At 49.6% G+C, this 16,758-nt stretch carries 18 protein-coding genes; 5 read left to right on the plus strand and 13 right to left on the minus strand.

Features of this window, described 5'->3' with window-relative positions; all coding sequences use genetic code 11:
• Positions 1–95 precede the first annotated feature (95 nt).
• Positions 96–875: a 23S rRNA pseudouridine(2604) synthase RluF gene (gene rluF / locus A5320_RS20655; protein WP_068069744.1), complete on the plus strand. Its 780-nt coding sequence runs from the start codon at positions 96–98 to the stop codon at positions 873–875.
• Complete coding sequence (gene thpR / locus A5320_RS20660; RefSeq protein WP_068069746.1) at positions 865–1,437, plus strand: RNA 2',3'-cyclic phosphodiesterase; 573 nt, start codon at positions 865–867, stop codon at positions 1,435–1,437. Before rluF ends, thpR begins: the two co-directional genes overlap by 11 nt.
• Positions 1,438–1,524: 87 nt before the next feature.
• Here the strand turns inward: thpR and A5320_RS20665 are convergent, their stop codons facing one another.
• Entirely contained in the window at positions 1,525–2,595 is a 1,071-nt protein-coding gene (locus tag A5320_RS20665; RefSeq protein ID WP_068069748.1) for a DUF3083 family protein, read from the minus strand.
• A gap of 275 nt (positions 2,596–2,870) precedes the next feature.
• Between A5320_RS20665 and A5320_RS20670 the strand changes: the two genes are divergently transcribed.
• On the plus strand, positions 2,871–3,173 hold the full coding sequence (locus tag A5320_RS20670) for a hypothetical protein (RefSeq protein ID WP_157606171.1): 303 nt from the start codon (positions 2,871–2,873) through the stop codon (positions 3,171–3,173).
• 99 nt (positions 3,174–3,272) lie between these two features.
• On the opposite strand, the gene A5320_RS20675 is transcribed toward A5320_RS20670, so the two are convergent.
• From A5320_RS20675 to trxA, 3 genes are all read right to left on the minus strand, one after another.
• Complete coding sequence (locus tag A5320_RS20675; protein WP_068069752.1) at positions 3,273–4,568, minus strand: NAD(P)/FAD-dependent oxidoreductase; 1,296 nt, start codon at positions 4,566–4,568, stop codon at positions 3,273–3,275.
• Positions 4,569–4,797: 229 nt separating this feature from the next.
• Positions 4,798–6,066, minus strand: coding sequence for a transcription termination factor Rho (rho, locus tag A5320_RS20680; protein ID WP_068069754.1), 1,269 nt, complete (start codon positions 6,064–6,066; stop codon positions 4,798–4,800).
• A gap of 206 nt (positions 6,067–6,272) precedes the next feature.
• Entirely contained in the window at positions 6,273–6,599 is a 327-nt protein-coding gene (trxA, locus tag A5320_RS20685) for a thioredoxin TrxA (protein ID WP_068069756.1), read from the minus strand.
• 163 nt (positions 6,600–6,762) lie between these two features.
• On the opposite strand from trxA, the gene rhlB reads away from it, so the two are divergent.
• Together rhlB and gppA are read left to right on the plus strand one after the other, a co-directional pair.
• Positions 6,763–8,034, plus strand: a complete 1,272-nt coding sequence (rhlB, locus tag A5320_RS20690) for an ATP-dependent RNA helicase RhlB (RefSeq protein WP_068069759.1) — start codon at positions 6,763–6,765, stop codon at positions 8,032–8,034.
• A complete protein-coding gene (gene gppA / locus A5320_RS20695; protein ID WP_068069761.1) occupies positions 8,000–9,544 on the plus strand; it encodes a guanosine-5'-triphosphate,3'-diphosphate diphosphatase in 1,545 nt (514 codons plus the stop codon). The genes rhlB and gppA overlap by 35 nt, the downstream gene beginning before the upstream one ends.
• 63 nt (positions 9,545–9,607) lie before the next feature.
• Here gppA and hemB read toward each other — a convergent pair whose 3' ends face one another.
• The 9 genes from hemB to A5320_RS20740 form a co-directional block, all read right to left on the minus strand.
• Positions 9,608–10,612 (minus strand): porphobilinogen synthase, encoded by a 1,005-nt coding sequence (gene hemB, locus A5320_RS20700; RefSeq protein ID WP_068069763.1) that lies wholly within the window; start codon positions 10,610–10,612, stop codon positions 9,608–9,610.
• Entirely contained in the window at positions 10,596–11,402 is an 807-nt protein-coding gene (locus tag A5320_RS20705) for a GGDEF domain-containing protein (RefSeq protein WP_231916802.1), read from the minus strand. The genes hemB and A5320_RS20705 overlap by 17 nt, the downstream gene beginning before the upstream one ends.
• A complete protein-coding gene (locus A5320_RS20710; RefSeq protein WP_068069765.1) occupies positions 11,399–12,205 on the minus strand; it encodes a TatD family hydrolase in 807 nt (268 codons plus the stop codon). Before A5320_RS20710 ends, A5320_RS20705 begins: the two co-directional genes overlap by 4 nt.
• Positions 12,195–12,722 (minus strand): hypothetical protein, encoded by a 528-nt coding sequence (locus A5320_RS20715; RefSeq protein ID WP_068069767.1) that lies wholly within the window; start codon positions 12,720–12,722, stop codon positions 12,195–12,197. Before A5320_RS20715 ends, A5320_RS20710 begins: the two co-directional genes overlap by 11 nt.
• A 12-nt stretch (positions 12,723–12,734) precedes the next feature.
• On the minus strand, positions 12,735–13,547 hold the full coding sequence (gene tatC / locus A5320_RS20720) for a twin-arginine translocase subunit TatC (protein WP_068069769.1): 813 nt from the start codon (positions 13,545–13,547) through the stop codon (positions 12,735–12,737).
• Positions 13,513–13,920 (minus strand): Sec-independent protein translocase protein TatB, encoded by a 408-nt coding sequence (gene tatB, locus A5320_RS20725; protein ID WP_068069772.1) that lies wholly within the window; start codon positions 13,918–13,920, stop codon positions 13,513–13,515. The genes tatC and tatB overlap by 35 nt, the downstream gene beginning before the upstream one ends.
• Complete coding sequence (gene tatA, locus A5320_RS20730; RefSeq protein WP_068069774.1) at positions 13,920–14,216, minus strand: twin-arginine translocase TatA/TatE family subunit; 297 nt, start codon at positions 14,214–14,216, stop codon at positions 13,920–13,922. Before tatA ends, tatB begins: the two co-directional genes overlap by 1 nt.
• A gap of 255 nt (positions 14,217–14,471) precedes the next feature.
• On the minus strand, positions 14,472–16,100 hold the full coding sequence (ubiB, locus tag A5320_RS20735; protein ID WP_068069776.1) for a ubiquinone biosynthesis regulatory protein kinase UbiB: 1,629 nt from the start codon (positions 16,098–16,100) through the stop codon (positions 14,472–14,474).
• The gene (locus A5320_RS20740) at positions 16,101–16,751 is read right to left on the minus strand and encodes a ubiquinone biosynthesis accessory factor UbiJ (RefSeq protein ID WP_231916803.1); all 651 of its coding nucleotides are present in this window, start codon (positions 16,749–16,751) and stop codon (positions 16,101–16,103) included.
• Positions 16,752–16,758 lie beyond the last annotated feature (7 nt).

Below are 16,758 nucleotides of genomic sequence, written 5' to 3' on the forward strand. Positions count from 1 at the left end.
CGCTTTAGCTAACCAGTTAAAACCGGCCTTTACTTGCTCAAACCGGCGCCTCGCCTTAAACTTTGGCCACTTTTTCCCGCACAGGTGCCCCGACAGTGACTGACGCTGCTTCGTTATTTCGTTTAAACAAATTTATCAGTGACACCGGATTTTGTTCGCGGCGTGAAGCCGACAAGCTGATTGAGTCGGGCCAGGTCAAAGTGAATGGCCAAGTGGCGCTGGTCGGCACCAAAGTTTCAGCAGACGACAACGTCGAAGTCGCTGGCAAACCACTGAAAAACAAACCACGCCGGGTTTATCTGGCGTATCACAAACCGGTAGGCATCACTTGTACTACTGAGCTGCAGATCAAAGGCAATATTGTTGATGCGGTGAAATATCCGGAGCGGATTTTTCCGATTGGCCGCTTGGATAAAGAATCCGAAGGACTGATTTTCCTGACCAACGACGGTGATATCGTCAATAAAATCCTGCGTGCCGGCAATGCTCACGACAAAGAATATGTAGTGACGGTCGACAAGCCAATTCACGATGGTTTTATCAAAAAAATGGCCGCTGGCGTGCCAATTCTGGAGACGGTGACTCTGCCATGTCAAGTCACGCAAAAGTCCCGTCATACCTTTAATATCGTGTTGCGGCAGGGGCTGAACCGGCAAATTCGCCGGATGACCGAATTCCTCGGCTTTAATGTCACCAAGCTAAAACGGGTGCGGATCATGAATGTGCGGCTGGCGGGCTTAAATGTCGGGCAGTGGCGTGAGCTGACGGTTGAGGAAATGACCGCCTTAGAAACCATGTTGCTGACCTCCAGTAAAACCGAAGAAGCATCAAAGTTAACGGGTGCTTTGTTCACGCAATTGCCAGATGAAGACTGAGTCAGGCGCGACAACTAAAAACCTGGATTGGACAGGCGAACGGCGGTTGTTTTTAGGTGTGCGGCCTGACGCCGCCAATGCAAGGCTGCTGGCAGATATATTGCCGTTGATCCCGACGCCAGCAAAACCTATTGCTGCAGCCAACTTGCATCTGACTTTATTGTTTCTCGGGCAAGGCACTGCCTTCCAGGCCCGCCAATTGACCGATGCTTTAGCTGCATTACCGTTACCGGCTTTTTCGGTGCTGTTGGATGAATGGCAGGTGTGGCCGGGGCCGGCGGTATTGTGTCTGGCAGGTGACGTGGTCGACCTGGCTTTGGCTGAGCTGTATCAGCAGCTACTGCAAGTGGCGAGCACCAATGGTTTTACACCACCGCAGCATGACCTGAAACCGCATATCACTCTGGCACGGCATAGCAAAACCATGCCTGAACTACCGCCGTTGCAAATACGGTTACAAGCCAAGACAATAGTGTTGTTTCACAGTGAATCAACGCCACAAGGGGTATGTTACCGCCCGCTGTGGCAACGAGACCTGGATGATACTTCATCAACGAATTGATTTTAATTGAATCTTTCAACTTTACTTAGCAACCTTTCTTCGCAAATGCTAAAACGACTGCCAAAGCTGATGCTCCATTATCGCCTTTTAAGGCAGCAGATAACTCAAATGCTGATGAAAGCGCACGGTTAAATCCTGCTTTTCTGGTTGTAACCCAAGTTGCTGCGCCAATGCATGCAGGCTTTGTTCAACCTGATTCATAAAACGGCCATAACCAAATTCGGTGTTGTCATCCTGACCAGCAATCAGCAACAGGTGGGCGGTATCGACCAGTTGATCGGCCTGCCATTGGCTGATCAATTGCGTTTGCGGCGAACTGGTGTCAAAACTCAGCATGGTCAGTTCCGGACTTTGTTTTGGTTTATCGAGCTGGCGATTGCGAACCAAAGGTGTTGAGCCATCAGCGATAAATGCCAGTCTGGTCAGATGCTGGGCTTCGGCACAACCGACAAATTGTTGCTCAAGGTTTTGATAGAGGTTGGCATAACCAGTTGTAGCTTCGGCTAATAACCGCTGCTTCAGTTCGCGGCACAGCGGTAAACTAACAGCTGCATAGCTCATGGTGTGATGATCAACCGGAACTGCGGTGCCACGGGCAAGATAACGTGCTGGTAGTGAACGCAATTTGTAGCCGAAGCTACTGTCACAACCCTTAGCACGGGCAAATAAATCGTAGGACAAATGCTGATGGTCGCGAATTTTAACCGGAATATCAGTAAGCGGTAATAGCGCCTTAAAATCCAATATCACCTGACGTACTCTTTGATGAAATTCGGCGGCTTTATTGCGTATTTCAGCACCGGTGGCCAAGCATAACAAACTGATCTTACGTGCCCGGTAATGGCTGGCGGACCAACAATGTTGGGCTTCGTGGTAGGCCGGATTGTAGAAAAACAGCATCTGATCTGCTGTCTGAAAGCAGAATGCTTCGGTGTGAAAGCGCACCACCGGCATTTTGTCGTTGGCAATAAAATGCACATTGGTTAGTCCGGCGGCATCAGCGAGCTTAAAAAATTGTAGGCTGAGTTGCCGGTAACAGCTGGTTTCATCGGGATAACAGGCAAAAAATGCCTGACTAAGCTGAAATTCAGCCAGCATATACTGGCTGTCTTTGGCGGTGTCCGGAATATAAACTTTATGCTGAGTGCTGAAGGCCATCACGGTTCCTTAATCAAGCTGATAACGTCCACTATTCTAAGTGGACTGTCAGAACCGGACTTTGTTCCAGCGCAAGTTTTTGGCCGTCTTTGAGCATTGGAATTGTTTTGCCGCGGGGCGGACATGTGCAATATTACGGTTTAAAAGAATCAAAATCTGCTGTAAAACATTAAGTTACCTTGAGTTGCGTCTGCTTTGCAGCACCAGCTTTGATGTCAGAAGCGTGGTAGCTGCGGTTCAGATGCCGACAATCCGCCATAACAGGAGCGATGATCTTGGATAAACAGATATTTATGCAGCAGGCAAAAAACCAGTTTTTGCAGATTTTTCAAAAAAGTAAAGCCAATCAGCCGGTCACTGTCGAAAAGCACCGGACTGAAGGGTTTTTATATGCTGGTGAATTGTTGGGATTGACGGATAAAAATGAGTTACAGCAGTTGATGGAACAGGCGCATCTGGAAGTCTTTGGCTATCCGCTGCAGGACCGTTCGGCCGGTTACCAGCAACAACGCAAGGCAGCGTTGTCGCAAGGGCAGTTTCAGTATTTTGATGAGCCAGCAATTTCCCGTCGTTCCTGACTTTAGATATAAAAAAACCGCAGGCAGGCTGCGGTTTTGGTCAAAAGAGGCTTTTGAACTCAAATCATCAGCTTGGTCATGTCACTTTTAATGCTACTTTTAATGTAACTTCAGCCGTGGTCGGATAATTTTGTTGATCCGGCCAATCACTGAAATCATCATGGTACGCCACCAGCCATGCAGTGCCACCTGATGCATCCGGTACAACGAGATATAGGCCAAGCGTGCAATCCGGCCTTCAATCATCATGGCACCGCCAACCAGGTTACCCATTAAATTGCCAACTGTACCAAACCGACTCAGTGAAATCAGTGAGCCATGGTCGTGGTAATGATAAACCTGTTGTGGTTTGCCCTGAATGGCCGCCAGTAGGTTTTTCGCCACCACACTGGCCATCTGGTGCGCCGATTGTGCCCGTGGCGGCACCCATTTGTTATCCGGCAGCGGACATCCGGCGCAATCACCAATCACATAAATCTGGCTGTCGCGGGTGGTTTGCAGTGTCGGTAACACCAGCAGTTGATTAATACGGTTATTTTCAAGGCCAGCCAAATCTTTTAAGAAATCAGGGGCTTTGATACCTGCCGCCCACACCATCAGTTCAGAGGATAAATGCTCATCCCCTAGCTGCAAGCCGTGCTCGTCCGCCGCAGTCACTTTTGTTGAAACCCGCACGTCCACACCAAGTTTTACCAGTTCTTTGTGGGCCGCCGCCGCGATACGTTCTGGCAGCGCCGGTAAAATCCGAGGCCCCGCTTCTATCACACTGATTTTTAAGCGATCACGTTTCATATCGCTAAAACCGTATAAATTAAGCTCAGCCGCTGCATGGTGTAATTCGGCAGCCAGTTCCACACCGGTGGCACCTGCACCAACAATCGCAATATTCAGATTGTCTTTCGGATGTCCGGGTGAATTCAGTTTTAAATAGGCTTCTAACAAGCGGCGATGAAAGCGATTGGCCTGGGTCGGACTATCTAAAAAGATACAATTTTCCGGTACGCCAGGAGTGCCAAAATGGTTCGAGACGCTGCCAATTGCCAGCACCAGATAGTCGTAACTCAATTGACGCTCAGATAAAATTTCTTCGCCGTTTTCGTCAAACAACGGTGCGAGGATGACCTGACGTTGTTCCCGGTCCAATCCAATCATCGTGCCAAGCTGGAAATCAAAGCCATGCGCCCGGGCATGGGCGCGATAAGTGACCTGATCGATATCCACGTCAAGGGTGCCGGTTGCGACTTCGTGTAACAGCGGTTTCCAGATGTGGGTGGGATTACGGTCGACCAGGGTGATGTCGGCCTTGGCTTTTCGGCCAAGCTTGTTGCCTAAACGGGTGGCCAGTTCCAGACCACCGGCGCCACCGCCGATAACAATGATTCTTGCGCGTGCCATCTTTTGTACTCTTTTAAATTTCGAAGTCGGTAGTTTTCTGAGTGATACCCAAAATCATTGAAAATTCGGAATGGCCACGGTGGAACCGCGGCAACTGAACGAGCCTGGAGCGCCAGCTCGGCCCAAAGCATAGCAGTCTATGTAACTGGGGCGAGTGAAGGCGGCCAACTACCCCGAATCTTCAAGGATGACGGGTATAAAAAAAGCCGGCAACTATGCCGGCTTCGGATTAACTATTTTTTTGCCGTTTCATTGAATCGAAGAACTCGTCGTTGGTCTTGGTCATCTGCAAACGGTCAATCAGGAATTCCATGCAATCGGTCTCATCCATTGGGTTGAGAATTTTACGTAAAATCCACATTTTTTGCAGTTCTTCAGACGACGCCAGCAGTTCTTCACGGCGGGTACCTGAACGGTTAAAGTCGATGGCAGGGAACACACGGCGTTCGGCGATTTTGCGCGAAAGGTGCATTTCCATGTTACCGGTACCTTTAAATTCTTCGTAAATTACTTCGTCCATTTTGGAACCGGTATCAACCAGCGCCGTCGCGATAATGGTTAAGCTGCCACCTTCTTCCACGTTCCGTGCTGCACCAAAAAAGCGTTTTGGTTTGTGCAGAGCGTTGGCGTCCACACCACCGGTCAGGACTTTACCTGAACTAGGGATCACGGTGTTGTAAGCACGGGCTAAACGGGTGATAGAGTCGAGCAGAATGATCACGTCTTTTTTGTGCTCAACTAAGCGTTTGGCTTTTTCAATAACCATTTCAGCAACTTGGACGTGACGGCTGGCTGGTTCGTCGAAGGTTGAAGCAACCACTTCACCTTTTACCATCCGCTGCATCTCGGTCACTTCTTCCGGACGTTCGTCGATCAGCAATACCATCAATACACATTCTGGGTAATTGGCGGCAATCGATTGGGCGATGTTTTGCAGCAGAATAGTTTTACCGGCTTTGGGTGGTGCGACAATCAAACCACGTTGGCCACGGCCAATCGGTGAGGCTAAATCGAGGACGCGGGCGGTGATGTCTTCTTTACTGCCGTTACCACGTTCCATCCGCAGCCGTGAATTGGCATGCAGCGGCGTTAAGTTTTCAAATAAAATCTTGTTACGGGCTTGCTCAGGACGGCCGAAGTTCACTTCGTTGACTTTGAGCAGGGCAAAATAACGTTCACCTTCTTTCGGCGGGCGAATGAGGCCGGAAATGCTGTCGCCGGTACGCAGGTTAAAACGGCGGATCTGGCTTGGCGAGACGTAAATATCGTCCGGGCCAGCTAAATAAGAACTGTCAGAAGAACGTAGGAAGCCAAATCCGTCGGCCAGAATTTCGACGACACCGTCACCATAAATCTCTTCGCCGTTTTTGGCATGAGATTTCAAAATGGCGAAAATGATATCTTGCTTACGCAGCCGGGCCATATTTTCCAGGCCCATGGTTTCGGCCAGATCAACCAACTCGTTAATCGGCTTCAGCTTCAGTTCGGTTAAATGCATATTGATGGGTTCTTGTGTATCAAAACAGAAAGATAGCTTTTCGCTGAGCAATTGATTTTCAGAATTGAATTAGCCAACGAGGAAGCGGGTTATTTGAGAAGTTGCTGAGCTACACCTTAGCAGGATAAGTTTTGGCCGTCCAGCAGCTGGCAGAAAAAAGGCGTACAAAAATACGCCTAATAATTCGTCAGATCCCAGGATTCAAATCAGATGTTTGAATCGAGGAATTCTTTTAACTGAGTTTTAGATAACGCGCCAACTTTGGTCGCTGCAACCTGGCCGTTTTTGAATAACAGCAAAGTTGGGATGCCACGGATACCAAATTTTGGCGGCGTGGCCGGGTTGTGGTCGATATTCACTTTGGCAATTGTTACTCTGCCAGCATATTCCTGAGCCACATCGGCCAGAATTGGCGCGATCATTTTGCATGGACCACACCATTCAGCCCAGAAGTCTACCAACACAGGTGCTTCAGCTTTTAATACATCAGCCTCAAAGCTGTCATCAGAAACCTGTAAAATATGTTCGCTCATTGTACTCTCCGATAGGGCTGGGCAGGGTTACTGCAATATTCAGCTGTTTTAGGGTGCATCATTTTGGGTTAACCCAAACCGTTGTTTGCACCAGTGAAAAATCTGGCATCAATTTTATCCTGACTGTTCCTTATTGCAAGCGTAACGGTTATGCTAAGCCGGTATGAATAAAACACACCTCACTCAGCATAAATTCGCCGATTTTGCATTGGCACCTCAGGTTCTTGCCGCACTCGCTGCGCAAGGTTACTCCAATTGTACGCCGATCCAGGCACAGTGTTTACCACTGGCACTGGCCGGTAAAGATATCGCAGGTCAGGCACAGACCGGTACCGGGAAAACCCTGGCCTTTCTGACTGCCACTTTCCATTACCTGCTGACCCATGAACCACGAGGTTCAGGTCAACCACGTGCCATTATTATGGCTCCTACGCGTGAACTGGCGGTTCAGATCCATACCGATGCCTTATTACTGGCAAAACATTCTGGTCTGAAGCTTGCTCTGATATATGGAGGCGAGGGTTACGATTCTCAACGCCAGTTATTAGAAAATGGTGCAGATATTTTAATTGGCACCACTGGCCGCCTGATTGACTACATGAAACAAGGTCTGTACGACCTGAAACAAATTCAGGTGGTGGTACTGGATGAAGCTGATCGCATGTTCGATTTGGGCTTTATCAAAGACATCCGCTACATGTTCAGCCGGATGCCGCCTGCCACCGAACGATTAAGCCTGCTGTTCTCAGCAACTTTATCTTACAAGGTTCAGGAACTGGCGTTCGAGCAAATGAATCAGCCAGAACATATTCATATTGCCCCAGAGCAAATGACCGGCAGCCGGATCAGCGAAGAATTATTTTACCCTTCAAGCGAGCACAAAATTCCATTGTTGCTGAGCTTAATGGAAGAAGAATGGCCGGATAAAGCCATAGTGTTTGCCAATACTAAACATTGGTGCGAAGACATTTTCGCCTGGCTCGAAGCCGATGGCCATCGTGTTGGGATGTTAACCGGTGACGTTATTCAGAAAAAACGCTTAAAAATTCTGGATGATTTCACCACCGGTAAACTGGATATTCTGGTAGCGACCGATGTTGCTGCCCGTGGTCTGCATATTCCGATGGTTAGTCATGTCTTTAACTTTGACTTACCAGATGACTGCGAAGATTACGTACACCGCATTGGCCGTACTGGTCGTGCCGGCGAAAGTGGCAAAGCCATCAGTTTTGCCTGTGAACGTTACGCGTTAAATCTGACCGCCATTGAAGATTACATCCGTCATCCAATCGCAGTCACCCAATATGATGCCAAAGCCTTACTGACCGACTTAATCCAGCCAAAAGCCAGGGTTCGTCGTCGTCCGGGACAAGCGCGTAATGCAGGACGTAGCAATCCGAATGGTCCAAGACCACAACGCGCCAGACCACGTTAAGCCTGGTGTTGCGACACCTGCGCAATCACAGCATGAAGATATTTATGCTGTGATTGACCTCGGCTCTAATAGCTTTCACATGTTGATGGTGAAAGTGGTTGGCGGCAGTGTGCAGGTGATAGGCCGGGTCAAGCGCAAAGTGCGGTTGGCTGCAGGTCTGAATGACAGCCTGGTGCTCAGTAAAAAAGCGATGAATCGTGGTTGGGAATGTCTGGCGCTGTTCGCAGAGCGACTGCAGGATATTCCGGCGGCCAATATCCGGATCGTTGGCACTGCTACTTTACGCCTTGCCCGTAACGTCAAAGTTTTCCTCTCTGAAGCTGAAAAAATTCTCGGCCATCAAATTGAAATCATCGCTGGCGAAGAAGAAGCCCGGCTGATTTATCTCGGCGTTGCCCATACCTCCAATTGTGATTCCAACCGCTTAGTCATTGATATCGGTGGCGCTTCGACTGAAATTGTCGTTGGCACCGGTTTTGAACCTTTATTGCTGGCCAGCCTGAATATGGGCTGCGTGACTTATCTGGACCGTTATTTTGCTGATGGTTTGCTGACCGAAGATAATTTTAATACAGCGATTGCCGCAGCAGAAGCCGAAGTTGAAACCATCGCGCAGCAGTTTATTGCGTCCGGCTGGCAGATTTCCGTTGGTGCCTCCGGCACAGTGCAGGCGATGCAGGAAATTCTGGTGGCGCAGGGGCAGGACGAAGTGATCACACTGGCGCGCTTAGAAGGCATTTTGCAACAAGCCTTAGTCTGTGGTCAGCTGGAGCAGCTGACGTTGGTCGGACTGGCACAAGAGCGTAAGCAGGTATTTCCGTCTGGACTTTCGATCCTGATAGCCTTGTTCCGCAAATTACACATTCCGGGTATGACCTTATCCGGTGGCGCACTGCGCGAAGGTGTGTTGTATGGCATGCTACCGCAATTGCAGCATATGGATGTCCGTAACCGGACTATCGCCAGTCTGATGGTGCGGTATTACATCGACGAGCAACATGCCAACCGGGTGGCAGAAATGGCGCTGCAACTGGCCAATCAGCTGCAGGCACAGTGGCAACTCGGTAAATTTGAAGGCCTGAGCATGCTTAAATCCGGAGCTTTATTGCATGAGCTCGGATTACTGATCGAATACAAAAATCATCATCATCACGGCGCTTATATCATCAGCCACACTGAATTGCCTGGCTTTACCCGTGCCCAACAACAACTGTTGATGGCGCTGGTGTATAACCATCGTGCGGATATCAATCGCGAAATTATTGCCCGCCAAACGATGACGTCAGTGCTGTTAGCAGTGCGGCTGACCCGGCTGTTGCGGTTGTCGGTGGTGCTGTCGATGCGCCGGCGCCATGAAGTATTACCTGAGGTAGAAATTTGCGCGCAAGCGGAAAGTCTGACGCTGACACTGCCCAAAGGCTGGTTAGAGCAACATCCGTTGATGCGGGCTGAGCTGGAGCAAGAAGTGGCTTATCAGCAACAGGCCGGTTGGTTGTTGCAACTGAAGTAAACTGGGGTCCGAGTCAATTATTAACAGAAATCTGTTAACAATTGACCCGGACCCCAGAAATTTTTAGCCTTTTAACCAAATAGCCGCTTTTTTCGCGAAGTAAGTCAGAATGCCATCGGCACCGGCGCGTTTAAAGGCCAATAACGATTCCATCACCACCGCTTCTTCAGCCAGCCAGCCGTTTTGAATCGCGGCCATATGCATGGCGTATTCACCGCTGACCTGATAGGCAAACGTCGGAACCCCAAATTCGTCCTTCACCCGGCGCACAATATCCAGATACGGCATACCAGGTTTCACCATCACCATATCGGCGCCCTCTTCTAAATCCAGCGCCACTTCGCGCAGTGCTTCATTGCTGTTGGCAGGGTCCATCTGATATGACTTTTTATTGCCACCTTTTAAATTACCGGCGGAACCAACTGCATCACGGAACGGGCCATAATAGGCCGAAGCATACTTAGCGGAGTACGCCAGAATACGGGTATTGTGAAAACCGGCAGCTTCCAGTGCTTCGCGGATGGCGCCAATTCGGCCGTCCATCATGTCAGAAGGTGCCACAATATCAGCGCCGGCTTCGGCATGCGATAAGGCTTGTTTGACCAGAATATCGGTGGTGATATCGTTCAGAACATAGCCGGACTCATCAATAATGCCATCCTGACCATGGGTAGTAAAAGGGTCCAGTGCCACGTCAGTAATAATGCCCAGTTCCGGCACGTGCTGCTTCAATAACCGAACGGCTCGTTGCGCTAATGCATCCGGATTATAAGCTTCTTCTGCCAGCAACGTTTTTTTCGAAAGTGGCGTCACGGGAAATAAAGCGATGGCCGGAATGCCGAGTGCGACTAATTCTTTGGCTTCTTCAAGCAATAAATCTAAAGTCAGCCGTTCAATTCCCGGCATGGAAGCGATGGCCTCGCGGCTATTGTCGCCTTCAATAATAAACATCGGATAAATTAAATCATTGGCAGTCAGTTGGTTTTCCGCCATTAAACGGCGACTGAAATCATGTTGACGCATCCGCCGTAAGCGGGCTGCCGGGAAATAGCTAGTTGACGAGTTCATCATGGGTTCCTTCGACCGCCACTGCAGTGGCTTCAACCACGGCGGCCATTGATAATTTAACCTGATTGCGACCAGAGGTTTTTGCCAGATACAACGCCTGATCGGCTGCGTGAATAAAATCAGTACTCACCATCTCAGAGCCGGCGATACTGGCAAAACAACCGGCGCTGATGTGGACTGCCAAAGCACCTATTTCGGTGTCAAAAGGCTGTTCGGCAATGTTGTGGCGGATTTGTTCGGCCAGCGCCAGCACACCTTCGGCGTCGGTATTGGGCAAAATAAGGGCGAATTCTTCACCGCCGTAACGGCAAACGTAGTCGCTACTGCGTTTTAGTAGATCCTGAATACGCTGCGCCACGCCTCGGATCACCGCATCGCCCGCCAGATGGCCGTGATTGTCGTTGATTTGCTTGAAGTGGTCGATGTCCAACATCACTATCGCCAATGGTCTTTGTTCACGGCGACTGCGCTTGAGTTCGGCCTGAATCTTTTTATCAAAATAAGCACGATTGCGCACGCCGCTCATGGCATCGAGGGTATTTTGTTCTTCCAAAATACGGTTTTTATCGGCCAATTCATTCAGGGCGACCTGTAATTCGAAAGTGCGGGTCTGAATACTGTCTTCCAACCGCTCGGCGGTCTCGCGTTGCCAATGCAGTTGACGACGGTACACCACAAAGGCACAAATCGCAGCACCAAGACTAAAACTGAGCAAACTACATAACAGAAAATGCACCGGATAAAGGGTGATAGTTGCGAGCCACTGTTCCAGCCGGTCGATGGTGATCACGATGACGACCTTGAGAATAATGATTGGGCGTTTTGGTGGCTGTGCCGGGCGATATCGGCAATGCTCCAGCCGCGAAACTGCGCAATCTGGTGGGCTATCGCGCTGACATAAGATGGTTCGTTGCGGCGCGATTTTGGTTTGGGTATCAGGTTACGTGGCAGCAAATAAGGTGCATCCGTTTCCAGGATCAAACGATCCAATGGCAAATACTGTAACGCATCCTGCAACATTGTGGCGCGGCGCTCATCGCACAGCCATCCCGTGATCCCTATATACAAACCTAAATCCAGATAAGCTTTCAGCTGCAAGGCATCTCCGGTAAAGCAGTGGGCGATGCCGTGGTCAATCTGATACTGCTTTAATAATGCCAACTGGTCAGGAAATGCATCACGTTCATGTAAGTAAACCGCTTTTTGCAGTTGTTTGGCAAGTGAAAGTTGTGCAGAAAAAACGCTGATTTGTTGATCTTTGGTGGAAAACATTCGGTTAAAATCGAGGCCACATTCGCCAACGGCCACGACTGCCGGCTGCTGCAACAAGAGCTGGAGTTGAGGTAGCCAGCCGTCGGCAACGGCAACGGCTGCCGCCTGATGCGGATGTACACCTGCGGTGGTTAACAATCCTTGGTGCTGCTGGCAATATTCAATATTCAGCACCGTTTCTGCCAGGTCGCTGCTAATCAACAGTTGTTGCTGCACGCCGGCATCTTTGGCACGTGCCACAACCTGGTCACGGTCTTGATCAAATTGCTGGCTGAACAGATTGACTCCGGCATCAAACCAGCAAAATGGACTACTCGACACGCCGCACCCGGATTTTCTTTTTCGTCCCTTCAATTCCCAATAAAAAGGAACCGATGGCGCCACGTTTTACCACACAGCGATCGCCGGCCTGGATGTTCAGGTACTCTCGATCAATTTGCCGCCATTGCTGCCCATTTTCTAAAGTAATCAGTAACTTCTTGTGAACATCCTGGGCTATGGCTTTGACGGTGCTGGTAATTTCCTCAATTTCTGCGTCCGGTCTTGGCTTTTTCAAACCAAATTCCGCCGCCATTTCTTGTTTTGGCGGCGTTGGAGCCGATTGCTCTACTACTGTTTCGGCCGTCTTGCCCGTGGTTGTGACACTGGCAATTGTTGTGGTCACCGATTGTTGTGGTGCAACGCGATCGAGTTGACTAACGATTTGATCAAAGCAGTTCAGACGTTGTTCTTCGTCGGATATTTGCTGGCAACTTTGTAACTGAGTTTTTAAATCAACGCTGTTGGCGAAGGCTGCGGGCGACATCAGTAGCAGCGCAGCACAAATTCTTAAATGCATAACAATCCTATTCTATTGGTGCGGTTGGTCCGCTTTATTTTCGATTTGTGCTGCAGGCTCTGCGGTTTCATCTACGGCGTCATCTTCATCAGGTTTTGGTTGATAAAAACGTCCCAGCCAAATACCCAGTTCGTACAACAAACACATTGGCACAGCTAACAAAGTTTGTGACAGCACATCTGGTGGGGTCAGAAACATCGCGATAATAAAGGCAATCACAATAAAATATGAGCGTTTTTCAATGAGTTGCTCGCGAGTCATCGCGCCGGTCCAAATCAGCAACAAAATGGCAACCGGGATTTCAAAACTTAAACCAAAAGCAAAAAACAGTTTCAGCACAAAATCGAGGTAACTGCTGATATCGGTGGCGATGGTGACTCCTTCCGGCGCTGCGCTGGTGAAAAAGCCAAAAATAATCGGAAACACCAGGAAATAAGCAAAGGCAATACCGGCATAAAACAACAAGGTGCTGGAGGCAATGAGCGGTGCGATCAGGTGTTTCTCTTTGGTGTAAAGGGCTGGCGCAACAAAGCGCCAAATCTGGAACAGAATATAGGGCACGCTAATCAGGCAGGCCACGATAAACGTCAGTTTAAATGGCGCAAAAAATGGCGCTGCTACATCGGTGGCAATCATACTGGCGCCAGCCGGCATCACTTTCATCAACGGCATGCTCAGGATGTGATAGATATCATTGGCAAAATACGCTAATGAAATAAACACCAGTACTACAGCCGCAATACTTTTCAGTAAGCGGTTGCGCATTTCAATCAAATGCCCGATCAGGCTATTAGGCGACGCCTGGTTTGTCTTGGTTGTGTTCATTTGGTTTAGCTGGTGATCCGGTTAGCGCTGTAGTTTCAACAGCAGGGGCGCTCGGCACAGGAGTAGGTTGGGGTATCGTTGCGGCTGCCGGACCATAAGGCTGAGTCACGTCTGCTGCTGCCTGTCGTAATTCAGTTAAGGCACTGATTTCCGCGGAAGTCAGATTCAGCAAACCTTTTTCTTCCGCGTCTTTGAGCTTTTGGTGTAACTCGTGAGCCCGTAATTCATCTCCCAGTTCGGCCTTCATTTGCTGGCCAAACTGGCGAATACCATTGATAAACTTACTGGTACTGCGGATTGCACCTGGCAACCGTTCCGGCCCAAGTACAATCAACGCGACCACACCACACAATACCAGTTCCCAGAAGCTCATCAGATTTTATCTGAACCGGAACTATTCTGCGTGGTGGTTGAAGCTGGTTTGGCGTCGGCAGCAGGTTGTGCTGCTGAGGTTTGGTTACTGACAGCCGCCGGATCTTTACGCGCTTCTGCAGCAAAAGTAGCATCTTCAGCTGCGTCTGCTTCGCCATCTTTAATTGAGCTGCGAAAACCACGAATAGCTGAGCCTAAATCAGTGCCGATATTGCGTAAACGCTTAGTTCCAAACAACAACACAATGATCACCAGAATGATCAACAATTGCCAAATACTGATACCACCGAAACCCATAAGAAATATCCTTTGAAACTGTAGATGATTAGTATACGCCGATGCGCCGCCAGAACACTATACCCTGCATCCTTGAAGTTGTAGGGGTGTTGCCGCTTTCACTCCCCCAGTCACATAGGACTACTATGCTCTTGGGGATTTGCTCAATTGCCGCTTACCTGCATCGTCAATGATTTAAGGTACATACCCTGCGTTGTCGTAGTTGCAGGGGTCATATGTTCTGCTGAAGCAGGTTGCGGCAATTGTAAGAAATAATTATGACAATACCGCCTTCGCTGCAAAAAACAAAGCGCAAACCGCTAACGGTGCGGCCAATAGCGGCCAGCCTGTGGCCAGCAGCACTGTGGCACTCAGCAAAGCGGCTCCAGCCAGAACGGCCAGTTTCAAATCTGCCCCTTGTTGCACTTGCCGCTGTTGCAACACTTGTAGTTGCTGCAGCAATTGCTGCTGTTGTTTTGGTTGTTGCTGCAAATAGCTGTGCAGCAACGTTGGCATTTCCGGCAACTTTTCCGCCCAAAACGGCAAGTTTTCCTTAATTTGCATCAGCATGGCCCAAGGCCCCATTTGCTGTTTTACCCAATCTTCCAAAAATGGTTTGGCGGTTTTCCACAAATCGAGTTGTGGATATAGCTGCCGGCCCAGTCCTTCGATATACAACAGCGTTTTTTGTAACAGCACCAACTGTGGTTGCACCTGCATATTAAAACGCCGGGCGGTGTTAAACAGGTTCATCAGCACCTGGCCAAACGAAATTTCAGCCAAAGGCTTTTGGAAAATCGGCTCGCACACAGTGCGGATGGCGCTTTCGAATTCTTCGATACTGGTGTCAAAAGGTACCCAGCCGGAATCGACATGCAGTTGTGCCACTTTGCGGTAATCGCGGTTAAAAAACGCCACAAAATTTTCCGCCAGATATCTTTTATCTTCGCGATTTAAAGTGCCGACAATACCGCAGTCGATACCGATAAATTGCGGATTATGCGGTGTGTTGTACGAGACAAAAATATTGCCCGGGTGCATATCGGCGTGGAAAAAACTGTCACGAAATACCTGGGTGAAAAACACTTCAACACCACGTTGCGCCAACAGTTCCATGTTGGTGCCCTGCGCTTCCAGTGCCGCATTATCGGAGACCGGAATGCCATAAATCCGTTCCATTACCATCACATTCGAACGGCTGTGGTCGCTGTAAACAAAGGGGATATACAAAGACTCTGAATTCTCGAAATTGCGGCGCAGCTGAATCGCATTGGCGGCTTCGCGTTGTAAATCGAGTTCGTCGAGGATGGTTTTACGATATTCGGCCACCACTTCCCGTGGTCGGAGTCGTTTGCCATCCGGTAAAAATTTTGCCGCCATGATGGCTAAATCGGCCATCAGTTCTAAATCAGCCTGAATTTGCCGTTCGATGTCGGGCCGAATCACTTTAATCACCACATCGGCGATAGTGCCATCTGGCTGTTTCAACCGTGCGGTATGGACCTGGGCAATAGAGGCTGATGCCAGCGGTATGACGGCAAAGTCACAGAATAAATCACTGATGTCAGTGAGCCCGAGCGCCTTTTCAATCAGCTTTTGTGCTTGAGTGCCATCAAAAGGTTCGACTTTGTCCTGCAGTTTTGCCAGTTCATCGGCCAGCTCAGGTGGAAACAAATCACGGCGGGTCGACAACATCTGACCAAACTTGACCCAAACCGGCCCCAGACTTTGCAACGCCAGTCGTAGCCTCACGCCAACGGTTTTATCCGGATGTTGATTTTGCAGCCAGAACATCGAATGCCGGGCCGCTTTGGCCCACCAAGGCTGCCACTGCGCCGGGACAAGTTCGTCGAGGCCGTACTGCAACAGCGTTTTTTGAATTTGGTAAAAACGGCTCAGACTCACTTATTTCCCCTTCAACTGCTTAAGTTGCTGTGCCAATTTTTCGGTGCGGGCGTTTAGCTGACTCACTTGCTGGCTGAACTGTGCCAGCTCAGCGGATACCGGGCTCAGTTGCAATTCATCCTGCAACAGAGTTGTGACGCTTTGATCGGCCAGCTGCAACTTTGCCTGCAGCAGCTGCTGTAATTGTTGTAAGGTCAGCGCTACTTTATGTGCCGCGGCGTCGCCGATGTAGCCTGACAAATGTTCAGCCCAATCCGGGTTGAGCTTGGCAAAAAAATCATTAAATTTCTGTAGTTGCTGCAAGTCGCCGGTGATATCCAAAGCGTTTTCGCGAATAAGCCGGGTCAACTGACTTGGATCACGCAGTTGGCGCAAACTAGCCAGATTGGTTGTGACGACACAATCAACCGCTTCGCGGTGCTGATTCAACCAGATCCCGTTCGGCTGCGCGGTAAGGACTACCCGCAGTTTCAGATCGGTCAGTTCAAACGCCAATTGCCGGCCTTGTAATGCCTGCAATCGAGCCAGTGCCGCCGGGTCCAGCGCGATGACTTTATTCAGCACCGGCTCGGCCACCGAGCACAACAGGCTCGGCAACATTTTTGGCCAGAGTGCAGGTAAAAGTGCAGGTAACAACTGGGTCAGCATCATCCGCCTG

It is taken from the genome of Rheinheimera sp. SA_1, assembly GCF_001669775.1.
In the GTDB taxonomy this organism is placed as follows: Bacteria; Pseudomonadota; Gammaproteobacteria; order Enterobacterales; family Alteromonadaceae; genus Pararheinheimera.

Bases quoted from the DNA above. Each gene is read 5' to 3' on its own strand.
- hemB (WP_068069763.1), bottom strand. From the start codon at position 10,612: ATGAACTCGTCAACTAGCTATTTCCCGGCAGCCCGCTTACGGCGGATG.
- A5320_RS20675 (WP_068069752.1), bottom strand. From the start codon at position 4,568: ATGGCACGCGCAAGAATCATTGTTATCGGCGGTGGCGCCGGTGGTCTG.
- tatA (WP_068069774.1), bottom strand. From the start codon at position 14,216: ATGGGTTTCGGTGGTATCAGTATTTGGCAATTGTTGATCATTCTGGTG.
- trxA (WP_068069756.1), bottom strand. From the start codon at position 6,599: ATGAGCGAACATATTTTACAGGTTTCTGATGACAGCTTTGAGGCTGAT.
- rhlB (WP_068069759.1), top strand. From the start codon at position 6,763: ATGAATAAAACACACCTCACTCAGCATAAATTCGCCGATTTTGCATTG.
- A5320_RS20665 (WP_068069748.1), bottom strand. From the start codon at position 2,595: ATGGCCTTCAGCACTCAGCATAAAGTTTATATTCCGGACACCGCCAAA.
- A5320_RS20740 (WP_231916803.1), bottom strand. From the start codon at position 16,751: ATGATGCTGACCCAGTTGTTACCTGCACTTTTACCTGCACTCTGGCCA.
- A5320_RS20715 (WP_068069767.1), bottom strand. From the start codon at position 12,722: ATGCATTTAAGAATTTGTGCTGCGCTGCTACTGATGTCGCCCGCAGCC.
- tatB (WP_068069772.1), bottom strand. From the start codon at position 13,920: ATGAGCTTCTGGGAACTGGTATTGTGTGGTGTGGTCGCGTTGATTGTA.
- gppA (WP_068069761.1), top strand. From the start codon at position 8,000: ATGGTCCAAGACCACAACGCGCCAGACCACGTTAAGCCTGGTGTTGCG.
- thpR (WP_068069746.1), top strand. From the start codon at position 865: ATGAAGACTGAGTCAGGCGCGACAACTAAAAACCTGGATTGGACAGGC.
- rho (WP_068069754.1), bottom strand. From the start codon at position 6,066: ATGCATTTAACCGAACTGAAGCTGAAGCCGATTAACGAGTTGGTTGAT.
- tatC (WP_068069769.1), bottom strand. From the start codon at position 13,547: ATGAACACAACCAAGACAAACCAGGCGTCGCCTAATAGCCTGATCGGG.